General features: G+C 61.7%; 13 protein-coding genes. 3 read left to right on the forward strand and 10 right to left on the reverse strand.

Annotated elements, in window-relative coordinates:
* Positions 1–18: 18 nt before the first annotated feature.
* From P3T16_RS01175 to mnmC, 8 genes are all read right to left on the reverse strand, one after another.
* Positions 19–498, reverse strand: a complete 480-nt coding sequence (locus tag P3T16_RS01175; RefSeq protein ID WP_429259259.1) for an SET domain-containing protein — start codon at positions 496–498, stop codon at positions 19–21.
* Between the two features lie 218 nt (positions 499–716).
* Complete coding sequence (locus P3T16_RS01180; RefSeq protein WP_429340874.1) at positions 717–1,829, reverse strand: NADH:flavin oxidoreductase/NADH oxidase; 1,113 nt, start codon at positions 1,827–1,829, stop codon at positions 717–719.
* 111 nt (positions 1,830–1,940) lie between these two features.
* Positions 1,941–2,666: an MOSC domain-containing protein gene (locus P3T16_RS01185; RefSeq protein WP_429340875.1), complete on the reverse strand. Its 726-nt coding sequence runs from the start codon at positions 2,664–2,666 to the stop codon at positions 1,941–1,943.
* Entirely contained in the window at positions 2,663–3,379 is a 717-nt protein-coding gene (locus P3T16_RS01190) for a glutamine amidotransferase (protein ID WP_429340876.1), read from the reverse strand. Before P3T16_RS01190 ends, P3T16_RS01185 begins: the two co-directional genes overlap by 4 nt.
* A gap of 154 nt (positions 3,380–3,533) precedes the next feature.
* Positions 3,534–4,172, reverse strand: a complete 639-nt coding sequence (locus P3T16_RS01195) for a MarR family winged helix-turn-helix transcriptional regulator (RefSeq protein WP_429259263.1) — start codon at positions 4,170–4,172, stop codon at positions 3,534–3,536.
* Between the two features lie 631 nt (positions 4,173–4,803).
* On the reverse strand, positions 4,804–5,919 hold the full coding sequence (locus P3T16_RS01200) for a YbdK family carboxylate-amine ligase (RefSeq protein WP_429259264.1): 1,116 nt from the start codon (positions 5,917–5,919) through the stop codon (positions 4,804–4,806).
* 93 nt (positions 5,920–6,012) lie between these two features.
* Positions 6,013–7,215: a cation:proton antiporter gene (locus tag P3T16_RS01205; protein WP_429340877.1), complete on the reverse strand. Its 1,203-nt coding sequence runs from the start codon at positions 7,213–7,215 to the stop codon at positions 6,013–6,015.
* Between the two features lie 861 nt (positions 7,216–8,076).
* Positions 8,077–10,044 carry a bifunctional tRNA (5-methylaminomethyl-2-thiouridine)(34)-methyltransferase MnmD/FAD-dependent 5-carboxymethylaminomethyl-2-thiouridine(34) oxidoreductase MnmC gene (gene mnmC / locus P3T16_RS01210; RefSeq protein ID WP_429340878.1) on the reverse strand — a complete coding sequence of 656 codons (1,968 nt, stop codon included), beginning with the start codon at positions 10,042–10,044 and terminating at the stop codon, positions 8,077–8,079.
* Positions 10,045–10,479: 435 nt separating this feature from the next.
* On the opposite strand from mnmC, the gene P3T16_RS01215 reads away from it, so the two are divergent.
* On the forward strand, positions 10,480–10,758 hold the full coding sequence (locus P3T16_RS01215) for an HU family DNA-binding protein (protein WP_074262967.1): 279 nt from the start codon (positions 10,480–10,482) through the stop codon (positions 10,756–10,758).
* 98 nt (positions 10,759–10,856) lie between these two features.
* Here the strand turns inward: P3T16_RS01215 and P3T16_RS01220 are convergent, their stop codons facing one another.
* Together P3T16_RS01220 and P3T16_RS01225 are read right to left on the reverse strand one after the other, a co-directional pair.
* Positions 10,857–12,182 (reverse strand): GTP-binding protein, encoded by a 1,326-nt coding sequence (locus P3T16_RS01220; protein WP_429340879.1) that lies wholly within the window; start codon positions 12,180–12,182, stop codon positions 10,857–10,859.
* Positions 12,183–12,383: 201 nt separating this feature from the next.
* The gene (locus P3T16_RS01225) at positions 12,384–12,821 is read right to left on the reverse strand and encodes a lytic transglycosylase domain-containing protein (RefSeq protein WP_429259268.1); all 438 of its coding nucleotides are present in this window, start codon (positions 12,819–12,821) and stop codon (positions 12,384–12,386) included.
* A gap of 454 nt (positions 12,822–13,275) precedes the next feature.
* Between P3T16_RS01225 and gspD the strand changes: the two genes are divergently transcribed.
* Positions 13,276–15,549, forward strand: coding sequence for a type II secretion system secretin GspD (gspD, locus tag P3T16_RS01230; RefSeq protein ID WP_429340880.1), 2,274 nt, complete (start codon positions 13,276–13,278; stop codon positions 15,547–15,549).
* Positions 15,546–17,087 carry a type II secretion system ATPase GspE gene (gene gspE / locus P3T16_RS01235; RefSeq protein ID WP_429340881.1) on the forward strand — a complete coding sequence of 514 codons (1,542 nt, stop codon included), beginning with the start codon at positions 15,546–15,548 and terminating at the stop codon, positions 17,085–17,087. Before gspD ends, gspE begins: the two co-directional genes overlap by 4 nt.
* Positions 17,088–17,089 lie beyond the last annotated feature (2 nt).

Here is a 17,089-nt window from a genome sequence, read left to right on the forward strand (position 1 = left end):
TCACGCGCGGCCCGTCGCTCACTTTTTCTTCTTCGCTTTCCTCTCAGGCTTGTCCGGAACGGCCAGCATCGTGCCGCGGCATTTGCGTGCGCCGCAGCGGCATTCGTATTCCTTCTTCAGCTTCTTCGTCTGACGCGCGTCGATCACGAGGCCGTAGTCGTAGAACAGTTCTTCGCCAGCTTCGATGTCACGCAGCGCGTGGACGTACACGTGGCCGTCGATTTCTTCGGCTTCGCAGTTCGGCGCGCACGAGTGGTTGATCCAGCGCGCGCTGTTGCCATCGACCTTGCCGTCGATCACGTGGCCGCTATCGAGCGCGAAATAGAACGTGTGATTCGGTTCGTCCGGATTGTGCGGGTGACGACGCAGTGCTTCCTTCCACGTGATCCGCTCACCCTTGTATTCGATCAGTCGTTCGCCGGCAGCAATCGCTTCCACGGCAAATACGCCTTTGCCGTGCACACCCGAGCGGCGCACAGCGATCCTGCGTGAACTCATTGAATGAATCCTTGTGAAGAACTGGAGGTGAACATGCGGTTGCTCCCGTGCGTCATGCCAGGAACCTGCCGGTTTTTCTGACGCGGATAGCAAACGCGGCGCCATACCGGCGCCGCGTAGTCCTGCGACGCCCATGCGCCACAACCGGCATCGTACACGTTAGAGACGACTTCGTTCAACCGTCAAAAACCATCCGATGTTCTTCTTCTTCGTTGTGATCAGCGCTGCCCGAGCGTTGTCTCTCCAAATAGCGCCTTCTGGTCGCGCGGTTGCGAGCGCCAGTATTGCGGCGGCGCCTCGACGGTCGCACCGAGCTGCGCGGCCGCGTGCCACGGCCAGCGCGGATCGTAGAGCATCGCGCGGGCCATCGCGATGAGATCGGCATCGCCCGCTTCGATCAGTCGGTTGGCATGCTGCGGATCGGTAATCAGACCGACCGCGATCGTCGTGAGGCCCGTCGCCTCCTTCACGGCCTGTGCGAACGGCACCTGATAACCGGGTTCGAGCGGAATCTTCTGCAACGGCGACACACCGCCCGACGATACGTCAATCCAGTCGCAGCCGCGCTTCTTCAATTCATGCGCGAAGGCGATGGTGTCTTCAAGCAGGATGCCGCCATCGACCCAATCGGTCGCCGACACGCGCACACCGACTGGTTTGTCGGCGGGAAATGCAGCGCGCACGATATCGATGATTTCCAGCGGAAAACGCCAGCGGTTTTCGCGCGAGCCGCCGTAGTCGTCGGTGCGTTGATTCGCGATCGGCGACAAAAACTGATGCAGCAGATAGCCGTGCGCCGCGTGGATTTCGAGCGCATCGATGCCGAGCCGCGCCGCGCGACGCGCCGATGCAGCAAACGCTTCGCGGATCCGGTTGAGTCCTGCATTGTCGAGCGCCAGCGGCGGCTCTTCGCCGGCCTTGTGCGGCAACGCCGACGGTGCGTGAGGTAACCAGCCACCTTCGGACACCGGTATCAGCTGGCCGCCCTCCCATGGCACATGACTCGATGCCTTGCGGCCGGCATGCGAAAGCTGCATCGCGACGGGTACATGTGAATGCTTGCGGATCGCTGCGAGCACCGGCTTGAGCGCGGCTTCGGTGACGTCGTCCCACAAACCGAGATCACCGGGCGTGATGCGCCCATCCGGTTCGACAGCGGTCGCTTCGATGCAAAGCAGACCTGCGCCGGAAAGCGCGAGGTGGCCCAGATGGATCATGTGCCATTCGTTGGCCTCGCCGCGCCAGGCGGAATACTGGCACATCGGGGACACGACGATACGGTTACGGAGCGTCACGCTACGCAGCGTGAGCGGAGAAAATAGCGCGCTCATAGGTTCTCGCGAGGGAGGACAAAGAGCGATCGAGCATAGCACCGCGTTTCTTCTGCTGCTGGCAGGCGGCCGCCCAGAAAGCCGACTGAAACCTGAACGCCGGGTAAGACTTCAGGTGTCCTGCTTCTGGCTTACCGGCGTATCGAGACGGCTCGACCACGATTCGACCTTGCCGCTCGCGAGCCGCTTCGATGCGGTCGCACGCCACGAAGGCGTCAGGGTGTCGAGATTCGCCATGCCCTCGAGCGCGCCCCGATCGTCACGATCGACGTACAGCACGCGCAGCAGACGCTCGACGGTCCAGCCCGGATGCGGCCGCGCCAGCCGTTCGATCGTATCGCCCGCGCCGATCTCGCCGGCTTCGAGCACGCGGTAGTACCAGCCCGTGCGACGCGTATCCTGCACACGACGCGACATGTCATCGCGCTCAAAACGCAGGTTCAGTTTCCAGCAGGGTTGTCGCGGCTGCGAGACCTGCACGAGTGCGCCACCCATCCGGTACACGTCGCCGACGCAGACCGTCGCTTCAGTCATACCCAGCGTGCTGATGTTTTCACCGAACGCGCCACAAGTGTCGAGCCGTGTCAGGCCATCGCGCGGCATCGACCATTCATCGCGCCAGACGGCATAGTGATCGAACGCGTAGTGAAGGAGCGCCTTTTCCGGGCCGCCGTGATGTTTGCGCTCGGCCTGCTCGTCACCGTCGAGGCCCGTTTCGCCGAGCCACACGCGACGATCGACCGGTACCTTGCCGATCGCGCTCTGCTTGCCGTTGTCACCGAGCGGCGCAACGACGCCCGTCAGCACGGCATCGACACGAAACACCGTATCGCTCATGGTCTGGCCTCGACCTGATCCAGCCATTCGCCGAACATTTTGCGCGACGCCTCTTCGAGACGCGGACCCAGGCGGGCCGTATCTGCTCGCAACTGCAATACGTCGACGCCGTCCGTTCCGCCGATTTCCGAAGCGTTACCGATCAGCCACGGCTCGAAGCGGTCGGCACGAATTTCCGGATGACATTGCAGACCGAGCACATGCCTGCCCCACGCAAATGCCTGATTTTCACAAATCGGCGTGGAGGCAAGACGCGTCGCGCCTTCGGGAAGATCGAAGGTATCGCCGTGCCAGTGCAGCATCGACGTGTGCGCGCCGTCCAGATGACGAACGGGCGATGCATGACCCGCCCCGGTAAGCGTCAGCGGACTCCAGCCAATCTCTGGCCGCGGGCCTGCATAGACCCGCGCACCCAGCACCCGCGCGATCAGTTGCGCGCCGAGGCAGATGCCGAGGGTCGGCAAACCGGCGGCAATGCGTCGTTCGATCATCGACACGAGCGGCACCAGTGTCGGATACCGTGCGTCGTCGCACGCGTTGATCGGACCGCCAAGGATGATCATTAGCGAAGGTGCAACCGGGTCGGGCGCCTCGATGCGTCCAACGCCAACGTCGAGATAACGCACCGGACGCCCGCGCTCGCCGAGCACAAGCTCGAAGCTGCCCAGATCTTCGAAGTGCACATGGCGGATGGCCAGAACTTCGTGATTCATCGGCAGGTCCTGTTCTCGAGGTTGACTCGAAGTTGACTTTAAGAGCGCCGGGGCATGCGTTGACGTGCCCGCTGCAGCACAGACCGGATCGCCCGGTAAGAAGCAGAAGCTTCCGGACGGACGATCCCTGCCCTGCGGCCCGGCGAACTGACGCTTACTGCGCGAAGATCTTCCAGATCTTCTTCTGCGTCGCGACGTCGGCGGTTTCGTGCACTGCGCAATCCAGACGCACGTCCGTGTCCGCCATCTTCAACTCGAGCAGCATGCAGTAGTGCGGCGTCTTCTTCGGATTCCTGCTCGGTTCGAAGTGCGTGCACGACAGGCACATGCGGTGCGGAGGAATGGTTTCCTGCGCTTCCAGCTGATGGATTGTCTTCAGCAGCGTGCGATAGAACACGGCCTGCTCGTCTACCTTCAGCGTACCGACGGCCTTCGCCAGAAAATCCGGCCATTGCGCCGCGCGCTTCGCCGCAGTACGGCCGCGCGCAGTGAGACGCACGGCCAGTGCGCGCCCGTCGTCCAGCGCGCGACGTTTTTCGACAAGACCCTTGCCTTCGAGCGTGCTGACTGCGTCGCTCGTTGTGGCCGCGGTCAAAGCCGTTTCACGCGCAATTTCGCCGAGACGCATCGGACCCTTGCGTTGCATCAGCAAAACGAGAATTTCACCCTGGGTCGGGGTGAGACCCGCACCTTCCGCCCATTCCCATGCCTGGCTCCGCATGGCCGTGCTCAGTCGCAGCAGGGTGTGGGTCACCCGCCCGGTTGCCTGCTCTCCGTAGACGCCTTCGCTCATAATCTTTCGTTCGTTGTTGACAGCAAGCTGCCACGTGGTCGGCCGTCGGCGATATACACGCCGGCAGCCTGTGTGGGGACCGTCCCGTCCGGGAAAGGCGGGGCCGATTCTAACTATCTCAAAAATATTCTGCATTGCGAGCCTGTTCCGGCGCGTCGTGCAGCGATGCTCTCTTTTATCCACTGGGCATCGTCGACCATGGTTTCTTTCGGAAACAATGCCTGACGCGGCCACGCCACAGCGTTAAAACCGACATTCTATGCGAGTGCGGCCAATCGTACAGCTAAGTTATCCAGCGCGCGTTGTGGATAACCCCGGGATATCCCATGAAATGGATGTGCACCGATTCTTGATAACCCGCGCATCGGCATCCTGGTGACATGAAGTTATCCGCCGTTCCCGGCGAAGACACCGGTGAGATCCGCATGGTTGTCGTTTACGCAATGCATTGACTTTGCAGGGAAATCCTTCGTTGTCCACAGATGAAGCCCATGCTTGTTAACTATTACTACGTATGTATACGTAAACATTGGACAAACTAGAGGAAGCCCGAGCTGGAAATCAAAAGGCGAAAAAAAACCCGCTAAAAGCGGGTTCTGTCGGATAACGACGACAACCTGGTGGCGGGGAATCACGCCCGCCATTGCAGGCATTGCTGCCGCACGGCTTCATGCAGCGACTTTTCTTCGGCGAATACGCCACGCAGCCACGTGGCATCGTTGACCTGACTGCGCGCGATCGCGCCGACTTCTTCCAGCGCCTTGCCCGATCCCAGCGCGTCGGCATGCGGCGCGATACGGTCGAGCGTGGCGAGGATGTCTTCGGAAATCGTACGCCGCTCGCCTGTCTGCGGATCGATACAGGTGCCCGCAAGGCCGAAGCGGCATGCTTCGAAGCGGTTGAACGTGTAGACGAGGTAATCGTCTTCCTTCGGCATCAGCGGTTTGTCGAGCAGCAGATGGCGTGCGAGCGTCTGGATGTAGCAGGCGATCGCCGCGGCGCGGTCGACGGACATCGGCGTATCCATCACACGCACTTCGATCGTGCCGAAACCGGGCTTCGGACGGATGTCCCAGTAAAAATCCTTCATGCTGTTCACGACGCCCGTGTGAACCATCTTCGAAAAATACTCTTCGAAGCTGTCCCACGTGAGCACGAACGGCGCGCGACCCGACAAAGGGAACGCGAAAACCGAGTTCAGTCGCGCCGAATGAAACCCGGTATCGACGCCCTGCACAAAGGGCGACGAAGCAGACAACGCGATGAAATGCGGAATGAAACGCGACATGGAATGCAGCAGGAACAGCGCACTATCCGGATCCGGGCAACCGATGTGCACATGCTGGCCGAAGACGGTGAACTGCTTGGCAAGATAGCCGTAGAGCTCGGAAATGTACTGGAAGCGCGGCGTATCGACGATCTGCCGGTCGCTCCACTGCTGGAACGGGTGCGTGCCGCCACCACAGAGCCCGACGTTCAGACGGTCGGCCGCGGTGACCAGCGTGTCGCGGATCGTGCGCAGATCGGCCAGTGCCTGCTCGTGCGTCGTGCAGATGCCTGTTTGCAGCTCGATCATGCTTTCAGTGATTTCCGGCGTGATGTTGCCGGGAATCGGTTCGTCCTTGATGAGGCGCAGAAGATCGGTGCCGGCTTTGGTCAGATCATAGTCATGGGTGTTGACGATCTGCATTTCGAGCTCGATCCCGAAAGTGAACGGTTTCGAGTCGACAAAGGGTTCGAGTGACATGACGTCCCTTAGGTTTGCTGGTTGAGCCGGCCTTTCGCGTGAGCGCTGGCCGGCCGCAATCGTTGTGAAATGAGGGCTGTTCCGCGCGAATGCCTACTCGCGACGCTCTCCCACCAGTGCAAGGCTGCGATAAACGAGCCACGGCCCGACGAGCTGCAGCACGACAATGGAGCACATCACCACTGCACGCAGCAGCGGATCGAAATTCGGATACAGGTCATACGTATCGTCGACGAGCAGGTACGCAAGTGCGGACATCGGTGAAAGCGACAATCCGAGTGCCATGCCCTGCTTCCAGTTCAGTCCGCTCGGCTTCGCGAACGCGAGCACGCCGACAAGCTTGCCGATCAGACGCGCAACGATCAGACCCAGTGCGGCGACGCCGCCGAGCGCAATGTCTTTCCATTCGAACGACGTCAGCGTCAGCACGAACAGAATCACGGTCAACAGCCAGCCCGCGGTGCCGAAATGCTGCGGCCACAACTGCGGCCGCGCTTCCAGATTTTTCACGATGATGCCGGCGGCAAGCAGGCTCAGGATTGTCGACAGCCTGAACAGATGCGCGAGCGCGATCGCCAGCAACACAAGACCGAACAGCGCGACAAACGAATGCTCGTCCTGCATGTTCATGCGTCGATAAAAGAAATTGCACGCACGCGCGAGCGCAAATGCCAGCACGAACGATCCGATCAGCAGATAAAGCGGCTGCAGGATCGTAGCGAACACGTTGCCGTACACCTCCTGATGCAGCCAGCTCGATGCGAGCTTTTCGATCACCACCGCGTACATGCTGTTGAGCGCGGTCAATGTCATCAGACGCTGCGTAACCTGTCCTTCTGCACGCAGTTCGGTCTTGAGCTGGATCACCATCGCGGGCGATGTGGCCATTGCGATCGCGGCGAGCACCATCGCGACCATCGTCGGCACCTTCACGAACAGCAGAACCGCGAGAACGAGTACGAACGTGAGCGTCGCTTCGGCGATGCTCGAGAGGATCAGCCATGGGTTACGACGGATCCAGCGCAGGTCGAGACGGCTGCCCAGTTCGAACAGCAACAGGCCAAGTGCGACGTCCAGCAGCGGACGCGCGGCGCCAGAACTGCTGGCGTCGATCACGCCGAAACCGGCCGAACCAGCGATCAGACCGATCACCGCATAGCCGGAAATACGCGGCAGGCGCCATGCGCGATAGCAGAGTTCTCCGCAGAGACCCGCCGCAAGCAGCGCGAGACCGGCCCAGAAGATCGCGTCGGGCGTGAGCGGCCAGGCCGGGAAAAATGAAAACGCCGACTTCATCGTGGTGGCTTCTCCTTTTGCAGCAACGGCCATGCGGCGCGAACCGGCGGACGGGCCGGTGACGGAGTGTGAACGCGGCTCGCGTTCGTCGTCGCTATCGCGCTGCGCCGACGGGCGTTGCAGATTGTCGATCGGGTGAAAACTGAGACGGTTGCGCGAAAAACCGATTGACTGCGGACGGCGAAGTCTGCACGTGCCCGCGTGTGTCAGCGTGTGCCCTGCGGCAGCTTGCCAGACACATGTGTACGAACGCCGTCGACCTGTGAATCAGATTGTTGTTGACCGGCAACCGTTCCGTTGGTGCGCACGTTGAATGGAGCGAAGCGTGCGCGCGAAGAACGGCGATTGTGCCACAGGTTTTTCAACGTGGACCGAAAAGGCCCTAACGTGAGGGTAAAGCGGTAAAAACGGACGTTATCTTCAGCGAAACAGGAAAAAACGACCGTTTTATGGGGTGCATTGGGGTAGCGCCGCCGGGCTTTTTTCGGATTGAACCGGGTTTTGGAGGGGCCGGTGCGAACGGTGGTTTTTGCGGGTCGAGGGGTTTGGCCTTTCGGGTTTGATCTGAAGCGACCGCCCAGACCTCTTTGTTTATATGTTTACCTGTATGTATACGTAGTAACAGTTAACAAGGGCATCGCTTTTCTGTGGATAACCTTCGTTTACCGAATCAAATCATCGCATTGGGGAGCGCATAACAGCACGCACAGCATGTGTGGCTCTCGCGGGCTTCCAGGAACAACTTTTCCGGAAAAGACGCGACGCAAAAGTTGTCCCGTTTACGTCCACATCGGTTCCACATGAGTTGAACCGGTTTTTCTCACGGTTATCCACAGGCACGGGTGGATAACTTTTCGGTGTCTATTGAACCGTGCCTTGACGCAATGCACGCAGGAGGAAGCGTGCGGGGTCGATTGTTTCGGCAAGATCGCGTTCGATCGGCCAGGGCTCACCTTCGATCTGCGAGGCGATGAGTTCCGCACCGAGCGCGGCCCATACCAGCCCGCGTGAACCGTAAGCGAATGCGCCGTGCATACCTGTTGTGCGCGGCAGATCGAGCGGCCATGCGCCGCGAAGACGCCCGGCTTCACGCGCAGCTTCGGCTTCATCGGCGAGTGTGCCGATCATCGGCATCCGGTCATGGGCGACGCATCGGAATGCGACGCGGCCTTCCAGCGTCGCCGCCTTTAGAGGATCGATTGTGTTACGCAGCGCCGGTAGCATTTGTGCAATGCGCGCCAGATTTTCGACATGGTCGTCTGCGCGCAAGGTGGGATCGAGATCATCGATGTTGTACGTCGCGCCCGTCAGCGTGAGGTCATTGGCGAACGGAACCACGTAGCCTTCGCCGATTACCGGCACCTGCAGACCGGAGACCGCGCCTGAGGGCAGCACAGTCAGCTGACCGCGCACGCTGCGCGTCGCGGCGTAGCGCAGGCCAGCAATGCGCGCGGCATCGTGCGCGCTCGCGACAATGACAACAGGTGCGCGGCCAACCACTTGCCCGCTCACGTCGAACACATTCCACTGGTCGCCTGCGCGTTCGATGCGCGCGACGTTCACGCCGAAGCGTCGATCGAGCAGCGTACCCGCGGCCGCGCATTGCGCGGCGCAAAGTGTGGCCGGGTCGATCCAGCCGCCACGCGGAAAAAACCATCCGCCGTTCGCGACATCGACATTCGCGATACGTCGCGCTTCATCGCGCGACATCGGTATGACGTAATCCGATGGCCACGCAAACGATGCCAGCGATTCAGTCATCTCCCGCGCTTCTTCTTCGTTCGCGGCAAGCTGAAGCAGACCCGACGGACCACGCGTGATTGAATGTCCGGCGTCTTCGAGCGCAGCCCATCGCTGCAACGCGTAGAGAAAACCTGCACGCGTGATGCGTGACGCGACGCTGTCATCGCGAGAGAGCATCGGATGAAATACCCCTGCTGGATTGCCGGACGCTTCGCGCGCGATCGCGTCGTGTCGTTCAAGCGATGTGACGTGCCAGCCGCGCGCGGTGAGCCGTTCGATCACGGCACAGCCGGCCAGCCCGGCGCCGATCACAATGGCGTGTCGCTCATCGACGGCAAGCGGCAACGGCGGTTCGTGCCGGCGCACGCGCCAGCGTGGCGCAAAACGCCCGACCAGCATCGCGCGCTTCCAGCCAAAACCCTCGACCTTGTGATACTCGAAACCGGCCTGCAACAGCGCGCGTTTCACGTCGCCGGAGCTCGTGTAGGTGGCGAACGTTGCGTCATCGCCCGCCAGGCGCGCGAGTTGTTTGAAAAGTTGCGGCGTCCACAGGTCAGGATTTTTCGCGGGCGCAAAGCCGTCGAGATAGAACGCGTCAGCACGTAACCAGAGCGACGGAAGCGTATCGGTCGCGTCGCCGAACACGAGCGTGAGTATCACGCGGCCGCCTTCGAATTCGAGCCGGTGTGTGCCTGGAACCAGGGTTGGCCACGCATCGGCAAGCGTCTGTGCGAGCGACGAGATCGATGCGTCCGCAACGGTCGCGTCGTATGCGCGACGCAGATCGTCCTGTGTAAACGGGTGTTTTTCCGTCGAGACGAAATGCAGTCGTTCGCAGCGAGTGGGGTCGGCGCGCCATGCGGCCCATGTCATCAGGAAGTTGATGCCCATGCCGAAGCCCGTTTCCATCACCGTGAAAATGCGCCGATCCTGCCAGCGAGCGGGCAGATTGTTGCCCTGCAAAAACACGTACTCAGCCTGCGCAAGACCGCCGACTGCGCTGTGATAGATGTCGTCGTACTGGCGTGAGAAGGGTGCGCCGTTGTCGCGAAAGGCGAGAGTGGCAGGGATCAGCGGCTCGTTCATGAGTAGAAAGAGGACGTCGTTAATGACGTAAAAAGCGCGCTGTGAAGCGAAGTGTAAAGCGCTGGAAAGCCCTTGTTACAAGGGTTACACGGCGATACACGTGCGCCTGAACGTTGGCAAAAACCAACGCCAGCGTGGCATCGAGCGCCATGACGCGTGTTGTTTGATGCGTTCCTGATCGAAATCGGCCCAATCCGAACTGGATCAGACAAAGAACCGTGTAAATCTTCGAAACCCTTGTCCTGATTGGGTTTGCGCTGCGCTATCATAGCAGGCGCCGCACAGGGAAGCGGCAGCACGGCCGTCGCATACAACGCTTCGCGACGCGTTTGTCCGGAGCGCTCCGGCATCGTCGCTGCTCGACGGCGCGGCACGCGCACGTATAATCGGCGCGTTCGCGCTGTTCGTGTCAACCTAAACCAGAAAGGAACCTTAATGAACAAACAGGAACTGATCGACGCCGTCGCAGGGCAGACGGGCGCCAGCAAAGCTCAAACCGGCGAAACGCTGGACACGCTGCTTGAGGTGATCAAGAAAGCCGTGTCGAAGGGTGACGCTGTCCAGTTGATCGGCTTTGGCAGCTTTGGTTCGGGCAAGCGCGCAGCGCGTACAGGCCGCAACCCGAAGACCGGCGAAACCATCAAGATTCCGGCCGCCAAGACCGTCAAGTTTACGGCTGGTAAAGCGTTCAAGGACGCAGTCAACAAGCGCTAAGCGTTTAAGAGCCTTGTGTTGACGCCCGCCATTGGCGGGTTTTTTTTCGTCTGCGTTCCCGGTGGTTCCCGGTGGTTCCCGGTGGTTCCTGGTGGTTCCTAGTGATGGTGATGTCCGTGACCATGATGCCGATGCCCATGATCGTGGTCATCGTCATCGTGTTCATGATCGTCGTGGTCATCCTCATCGAAGTCCCACGCGGGGAACGGATCGTTGAATGCTTTCCACGCATCGACACCGGATGCGTATTCCCCGTCGGTCAGAAGACACGCATCGAGCTTCGCGCGCCACGCGTCGCGATCGATATCGACACCGATCATCACCAGTTCCTGGCGACGATCGCCGATCGTGAATTCGTTCGCGTCGCCGTACCAGTCGGCGGTAATTTCCGCCATCAGTTCATCATCGCCTTCGGGCCATTCGCTGCGGTCCTGCGCGGCCCACCACGTGCCAGCCGGCGCTGGCCGGCATGCGCCGCCCGCCTGCGAAAGCGAGCCGCCGATGTCGTTGCGCGTCGCGAGCCAGAAGAAACCTTTGCTGCGCAGCACGCCTGTCCATTCTTCATGCAGCAGCGCCCATAAGCGCTCGGGATGAAACGGCCGGCGCGCGCGATAGACGAAGGTGCCGATGCCGGATGCGTCGGCTTCGCCATGCGGTTCCGGATTGCGGTCTTCCGTGAGCGTGACGAGCCAGCCTGCGGAACCTGACGTGGCCTCGAAATCGAAACGCTTCGTATCGAGTACGTCGGCGGGCGACACATCGGCGAAGCGGCTCACGATCTGCACGGCACCCGGATTGATGCGCGCGAGAATGCGTTGCAGACGGGCAAGCGCGTCGTCGCTGACAAGATCCGCCTTGTTCACCACCAGGACGTCGCAGAACTCGACCTGATCCACAAGCAGTTCGACGATCGTGCGATCGTCGTCTTCGGTCGTCGCGATGCCGGCTTCGGCAAGCGTATCGGTGCGAGCAAAGTCGAGCAGGAAACGCGACGCGTCGATGATCGTCACGGTCGTGTCGAGCCGCGCGATGTCGGCGAGTGTCGCGCCGTCTTCGTCTTCATCGCCGAAGGCCAGGTTTTCGGCAATCGACATCGCTGTGGCGGCACCCGTCGATTCAACGAGGATCGCGTCGAACTGTTGTGCGTTGGCAAGGCGACGAATGTCTTCGAACAGGTTGTCGCCCGCCGCAATCAGAACGCTTCCGTTGGCCAGTTCGATCTGGTTTTCCACAGCGGTGTGCGATCCGCCTGACGCGCGCACAAGCGTCGAATCGGGATCAACCCCGGCGAGACCAACCGGATCGGCGACGATCACGGCGACGCGCAGGCCGCCCGCGTTCGCAAGAATATGTTTGATGAGCGTGGTCTTGCCCGCGCCCAGAAAACCGGAGAGCACGGTGACGGGCAGTGGCGACTGGTTCATTGCGGTACGGAAACGAGAGGAGAGAAAGGCGTGCCGGGCGCAAAACCGGAGTGCAGGCGAGCGGCAGGACGAAGCCGCATTGTGCATCAAACGTCGCGATGTCGCGCGAATCTGCCGCCCGAAAGCGTGAGCAGTGGTGTCAAACTTGACGTAGCAAAAAGATCAGCAGGAGGTCAGCGAGATGTCCGCGCACAGTAACCCTCAGCGCAGGAGATTCCACTTCTGAAGAATGCCCGCGATCTGCTTCGCGTACTGATCGCGTAGCGATGGCGTTTCCGAGTGATAGGCGCCGACCGCGTTCCACGTATTGCCATACTTGTTCATCTGACGTCGCAGATGCCAGGCGGCAATGTAGACATTCTTGCAGGGTTCCATCAGCGTACCGGTAGAAATGCCGTACTGCGACAGCGTCGCCAGATGGATGGAGTTGATCTGCATCACGCCGTAGTCGGTCGAACCGTTCGCGTTCTTGTGCTTCGCGTCCGGCCGGTTGTGCGACTCCTGCCACGCGATCGCGCGCAGAATGAGCGGATTGACTTTCTGGTAACTGGCCGCCTCATCGAAACAGTCGGCGCGTGCGGGCGCGGCGGCGAACCACGCGCAGAGCCCGACGGCAACAGTGACGAGAGCCAGTTTCATCGGTCAAGATGACTAAGCAAATAGAAGTGAAGGACAATGCGATGTCTGACACCCTCACGGAAAACTGGGGAAAACCCGCGTCCGTCTGGATGCATTCATCTTATGTAACGCCCGTATCATACCGGCAGCCGGCGACCGGCTAAAGTTGGCTAACCGACATAAGGCCGCACATTTCGAAGTGATGATGGCCGTTAGAGGGCCGCCATGACCTTTCATGAAGTTAACAACCGCAATCCGCGATTAGAGGAAACTTACTGGCGGGGGCCTTTTTGTGAGAATTTCGTCATGAAAAGCTGTTACTGTTTATTTTTTTCGGGCCTCAGTTTCGTGTGCATCCGGGAGACGGGCAGGCGTCGGGGCGAAGGGGTTGAGCCCGGCCAGCATGTCCACTGCGCATGACCGCTGGCGGCAGTTGCCGTCGGCATCGACATCACATTCCATGAGAAGAAATCGTATGGCATTGCGTCGCGTCGCAACGGCGCTGCTGGTTGCTGGATTGATCACCTCGCAGATCGCACACGCACAGGTGACCCTCAACTTCGTCAACGCGGACATCGACCAGGTGGCCAAGGCGATCGGCGCGGCAACCGGCAAAACGATCATCGTTGATCCGCGAGTCAAGGGTCAGCTCAACCTCGTTTCAGAAAATGCCGTCCCCGAAGACCAGGCGCTCAAGACATTGCAGTCCGCATTGCGGATGCAGGGCTTTGCGTTGGTGCAGGACAATGGCGTGCTCAAGGTCGTGCCGGAAGCCGATGCCAAGCTGCAGGGCGTGCCGACCTACGTGGGCAACGCGCCGGCCGCGCGCGGCGACCAGGTCGTCACGCAGGTCTTCCAGCTGAAGAATGAATCGGCCAATAACCTGCTGCCGGTGCTGCGCCCGCTGATCTCGCCGAACAACACGATCGCGGCCTACCCGGCCAACAACACGCTGGTCGTCACCGACTACGCCGACAACGTGCGCCGTATCGCCCAGATCATCGCGGGCGTCGATACGGCCGCGGGCCAGCGGGTCCAGGTCGTGCCGCTGAAGAACGCCAACGCGCTGGATATCGCGACGCAGCTCTCGAAGATGCTTGATCCAGGCGTGATCGGCAGCACCGACGCGACGCTGAAGGTATCCGTCACCGCGGACCCGCGCACCAATTCGCTGCTGCTTCGCGCATCGAATGTGCAGCGGCTCGCGGCGGCGAAGTCGCTCGCCCAGCAGCTCGATGCGCCCACCACCATGCCCGGCAACATGCACGTCGTGGCGCTGCGCAACGCGGACGCGACGAAGCTCGCGAAGACCTTGCGCGGGATGCTCGGCAAAGGCGGCGAGACCGGCTCGTCGGCCGGCGCGAATGAAGCAAGTTCGTTCAATCAGAACACCGGCGGCTCATTGGGCGGTGGCTCGACGGGCACGTCGGGTACGCCGCCGCTGCCGTCGGGCGGACTCGGCAGCAGCTCGCTGTCGTCGTCGATGGGCGGCGGCGGGGGAGCGTACGGCGGGGGCGGTGGTTCCAGTTCCGGCGGCCTGCTCGGCGGCGACAAGGAGAAGAGCGAGGAGAATCAGCCGGGCGGCATGATCCAGGCGGACGCCGCAACCAATTCACTCATCATCACGGCGGCCGACCCCGTGTACCGCAACCTGCGGGCGGTGATCGACCAGCTCGACGCGCGGCGCGCGCAGGTCTATATCGAGGCGCTGCTCGTCGAGCTGAATTCGAACACGAACGCCAATCTCGGCATTCAGTGGCAGGTTGGGAACAATTCGATCTTTGCCGGCACCAACCTGGCGACCGGCAACAGCAACAGCATCATCAATCTGACGGCGGCGGCCGCAGCGGCCGCGAGCACCGGCGGTCTCGCTACGGCGCTCGGAACCCAGGGTGTCCAGCAGGGCCTCAACGTCGGCTGGGTGCACAACATTTTCGGTGTGCAGGGACTCGGCGCTCTTCTGCAGGCGCTGTCGCAGACCGCCGACGCGAACGTGCTGTCGACGCCTAACCTCATCACGCTCGACAACGAGGAAGCCAAGATCGTCGTCGGCACGAACGTGCCGATCCAGACGGGTTCGTATTCGAACCTCACGAGCGGCGCCACGAGTTCGGCGTTCAACACCTTCGACCGCATCGACGTCGGTCTGACACTGCACATCAAGCCGCAGATCACCGACGGCGGGATTCTCAAGCTGCAGCTCTACACAGAAGACTCGGCGATCGTGAACGGCACGACCAACGCGACGACCAACCCGGCCGGCCCTGAGTTCACCAAGCGTTCGATCCAGTCGACGGTGCTCGCCGATAACGGCGAGATCATCGTGCTGGGCGGCCTGATGCAGGACAACTACCAGGTCAGCAACAGCAAGGTGCCGCTGCTGGGCGATATCCCGTGGATCGGCCAGTTGTTCCGCTCGGAACAGAAGAACCGCAACAAGACTAACCTGATGGTGTTCCTGCGCCCCGTGATCATCAACGATCGCGATACCGCGCAGGCCGTGACGTCGAACCGCTACGACTACATCCAGGGCGTGCAGGGCGCGTACAGGTCGGATAACAACCTGATCAAGGACAAGGACGATCCGGTGGTTCCGCCGATGCCGATCGGCCCGAGCCAGGGCGGCTCGCCCGCGATGAACCTGTTCGACCTCGACCAGATGCGTCGTCAGCAGATGGCGCCGCCGCCGGCCGCCGCTCCGGCGGGTAGCGCGGGGCCGAACACCCAGTCACCGGGAGCGCGTCCGTGACGCAGACGCCCGCGCAAGCCGCGCATCGTGCTCAGGGCGGCGACCCGGCCAGCGAGCGGGGCAACCACCCGGTCGCCGGTGAGCGCGAGGCGCCCTCGCCGCTCGCCGCGCGGCTCGTGCCGTACGGCTTCGCGAAGAGCGGCCAGATTCTCGTCGCGCATCAGCATGCGGATGGTCTCGAAGTCTGGATCAGCGAACGCACGAGCGACGCGGCGCTCGCCGAAGTCGCGCGCAATTTCGGCGCGTTGTCGGTGGTGCGGCTCTCCGCCGATGAACTCGTGCAGGCAATCAACCAGGCGTACGCGCGCCAGGACGGTAGCGCGGCGCAGGTGGTCGGTGAAGTCGAAGGCGAAGTCGATCTGTCGCGACTGATGCAGGAGATTCCGGAAGTCGAGGATCTGCTGGAATCCGAAGACGACGCGCCGATCATCCGCATGATCAACGCGCTTTTGACGCAGGCCGCGCGCGAGCAGGCGTCCGATATTCACATCGAGCCGTTCGAGACATCGTCGGTGGTGCGGTTTCGCGTAGACGGCACGTTGCGCGATGTCGTGCGTCCGAAGAAGGCGCTGCACGGCGCGCTGATCTCGCGGATCAAGATCATGGCGCAGCTCGATATCGCCGAGAAACGTCTGCCGCAGGATGGCCGCATTACGTTGCGCGTCGGCGGTCGTCCGGTCGACGTGCGCGTTTCGACGCTGCCAACCGGTCACGGTGAACGCGCGGTGCTGCGTCTGCTCGAAAAGGACGCGGCGCGGCTGAACCTCGAAGCGCTTGGCATGGCCGCCGATACGCTCGTGAAATTCGACAGGCTGATCGGGCGTCCGCACGGCATCGTGCTCGTCACGGGCCCGACCGGTTCGGGCAAGACGACGACGCTATACGCATCGATGTCGCGGCTTGAGACGGCGACGACCAACATCATGACCGTCGAAGATCCGATCGAATACGACCTGTCGGGCATCGGCCAGACGCAGGTGAACGAGCGGATCGGCATGACCTTCGCGCGCGCGTTGCGCTCGATTCTGCGGCAGGATCCGGACGTCATCATGATCGGTGAAATCCGCGATCTCGAAACCGCGCAGATTGCCGTGCAGGCGTCGCTCACCGGTCACCTGGTTTTGGCGACGCTGCACACGAACGATGCTGCTTCCGCGGTGACGCGTTTGACCGACATGGGCGTCGAGCCGTATCTGCTGGCTTCTTCGCTGCTGGGTGTGCTCGCGCAGCGGCTCGTGCGACGGCTGTGTCCGGTGTGCAAGGAAGAGCGCGTCGAAGAAGACGGCAGCGTGCGCTGGCACCCGGTCGGTTGCGACAAGTGCGGCCATTCGGGTTATGCAGGCCGACGCGGTGTGTACGAACTACTGCTCGTCGACGACGCGATCCGCTCGCAGATCCATCGCAACGCCGCCGATTCGGAAATTCTCGAAGCAGGTCGCGCACAGGGCATGCGCACGCTGCGCGAGGATGGCAACCGCTGGCTCGAATCCGGGTTGACGTCGCTTGAAGAAGTGATCCGCGTGACGGGCGGAGTGTAAGC

The sequence above is a fragment of the Paraburkholderia sp. GAS42 genome (assembly GCF_050436565.1).
Lineage (GTDB): Bacteria > Pseudomonadota > Gammaproteobacteria > Burkholderiales > Burkholderiaceae > Paraburkholderia.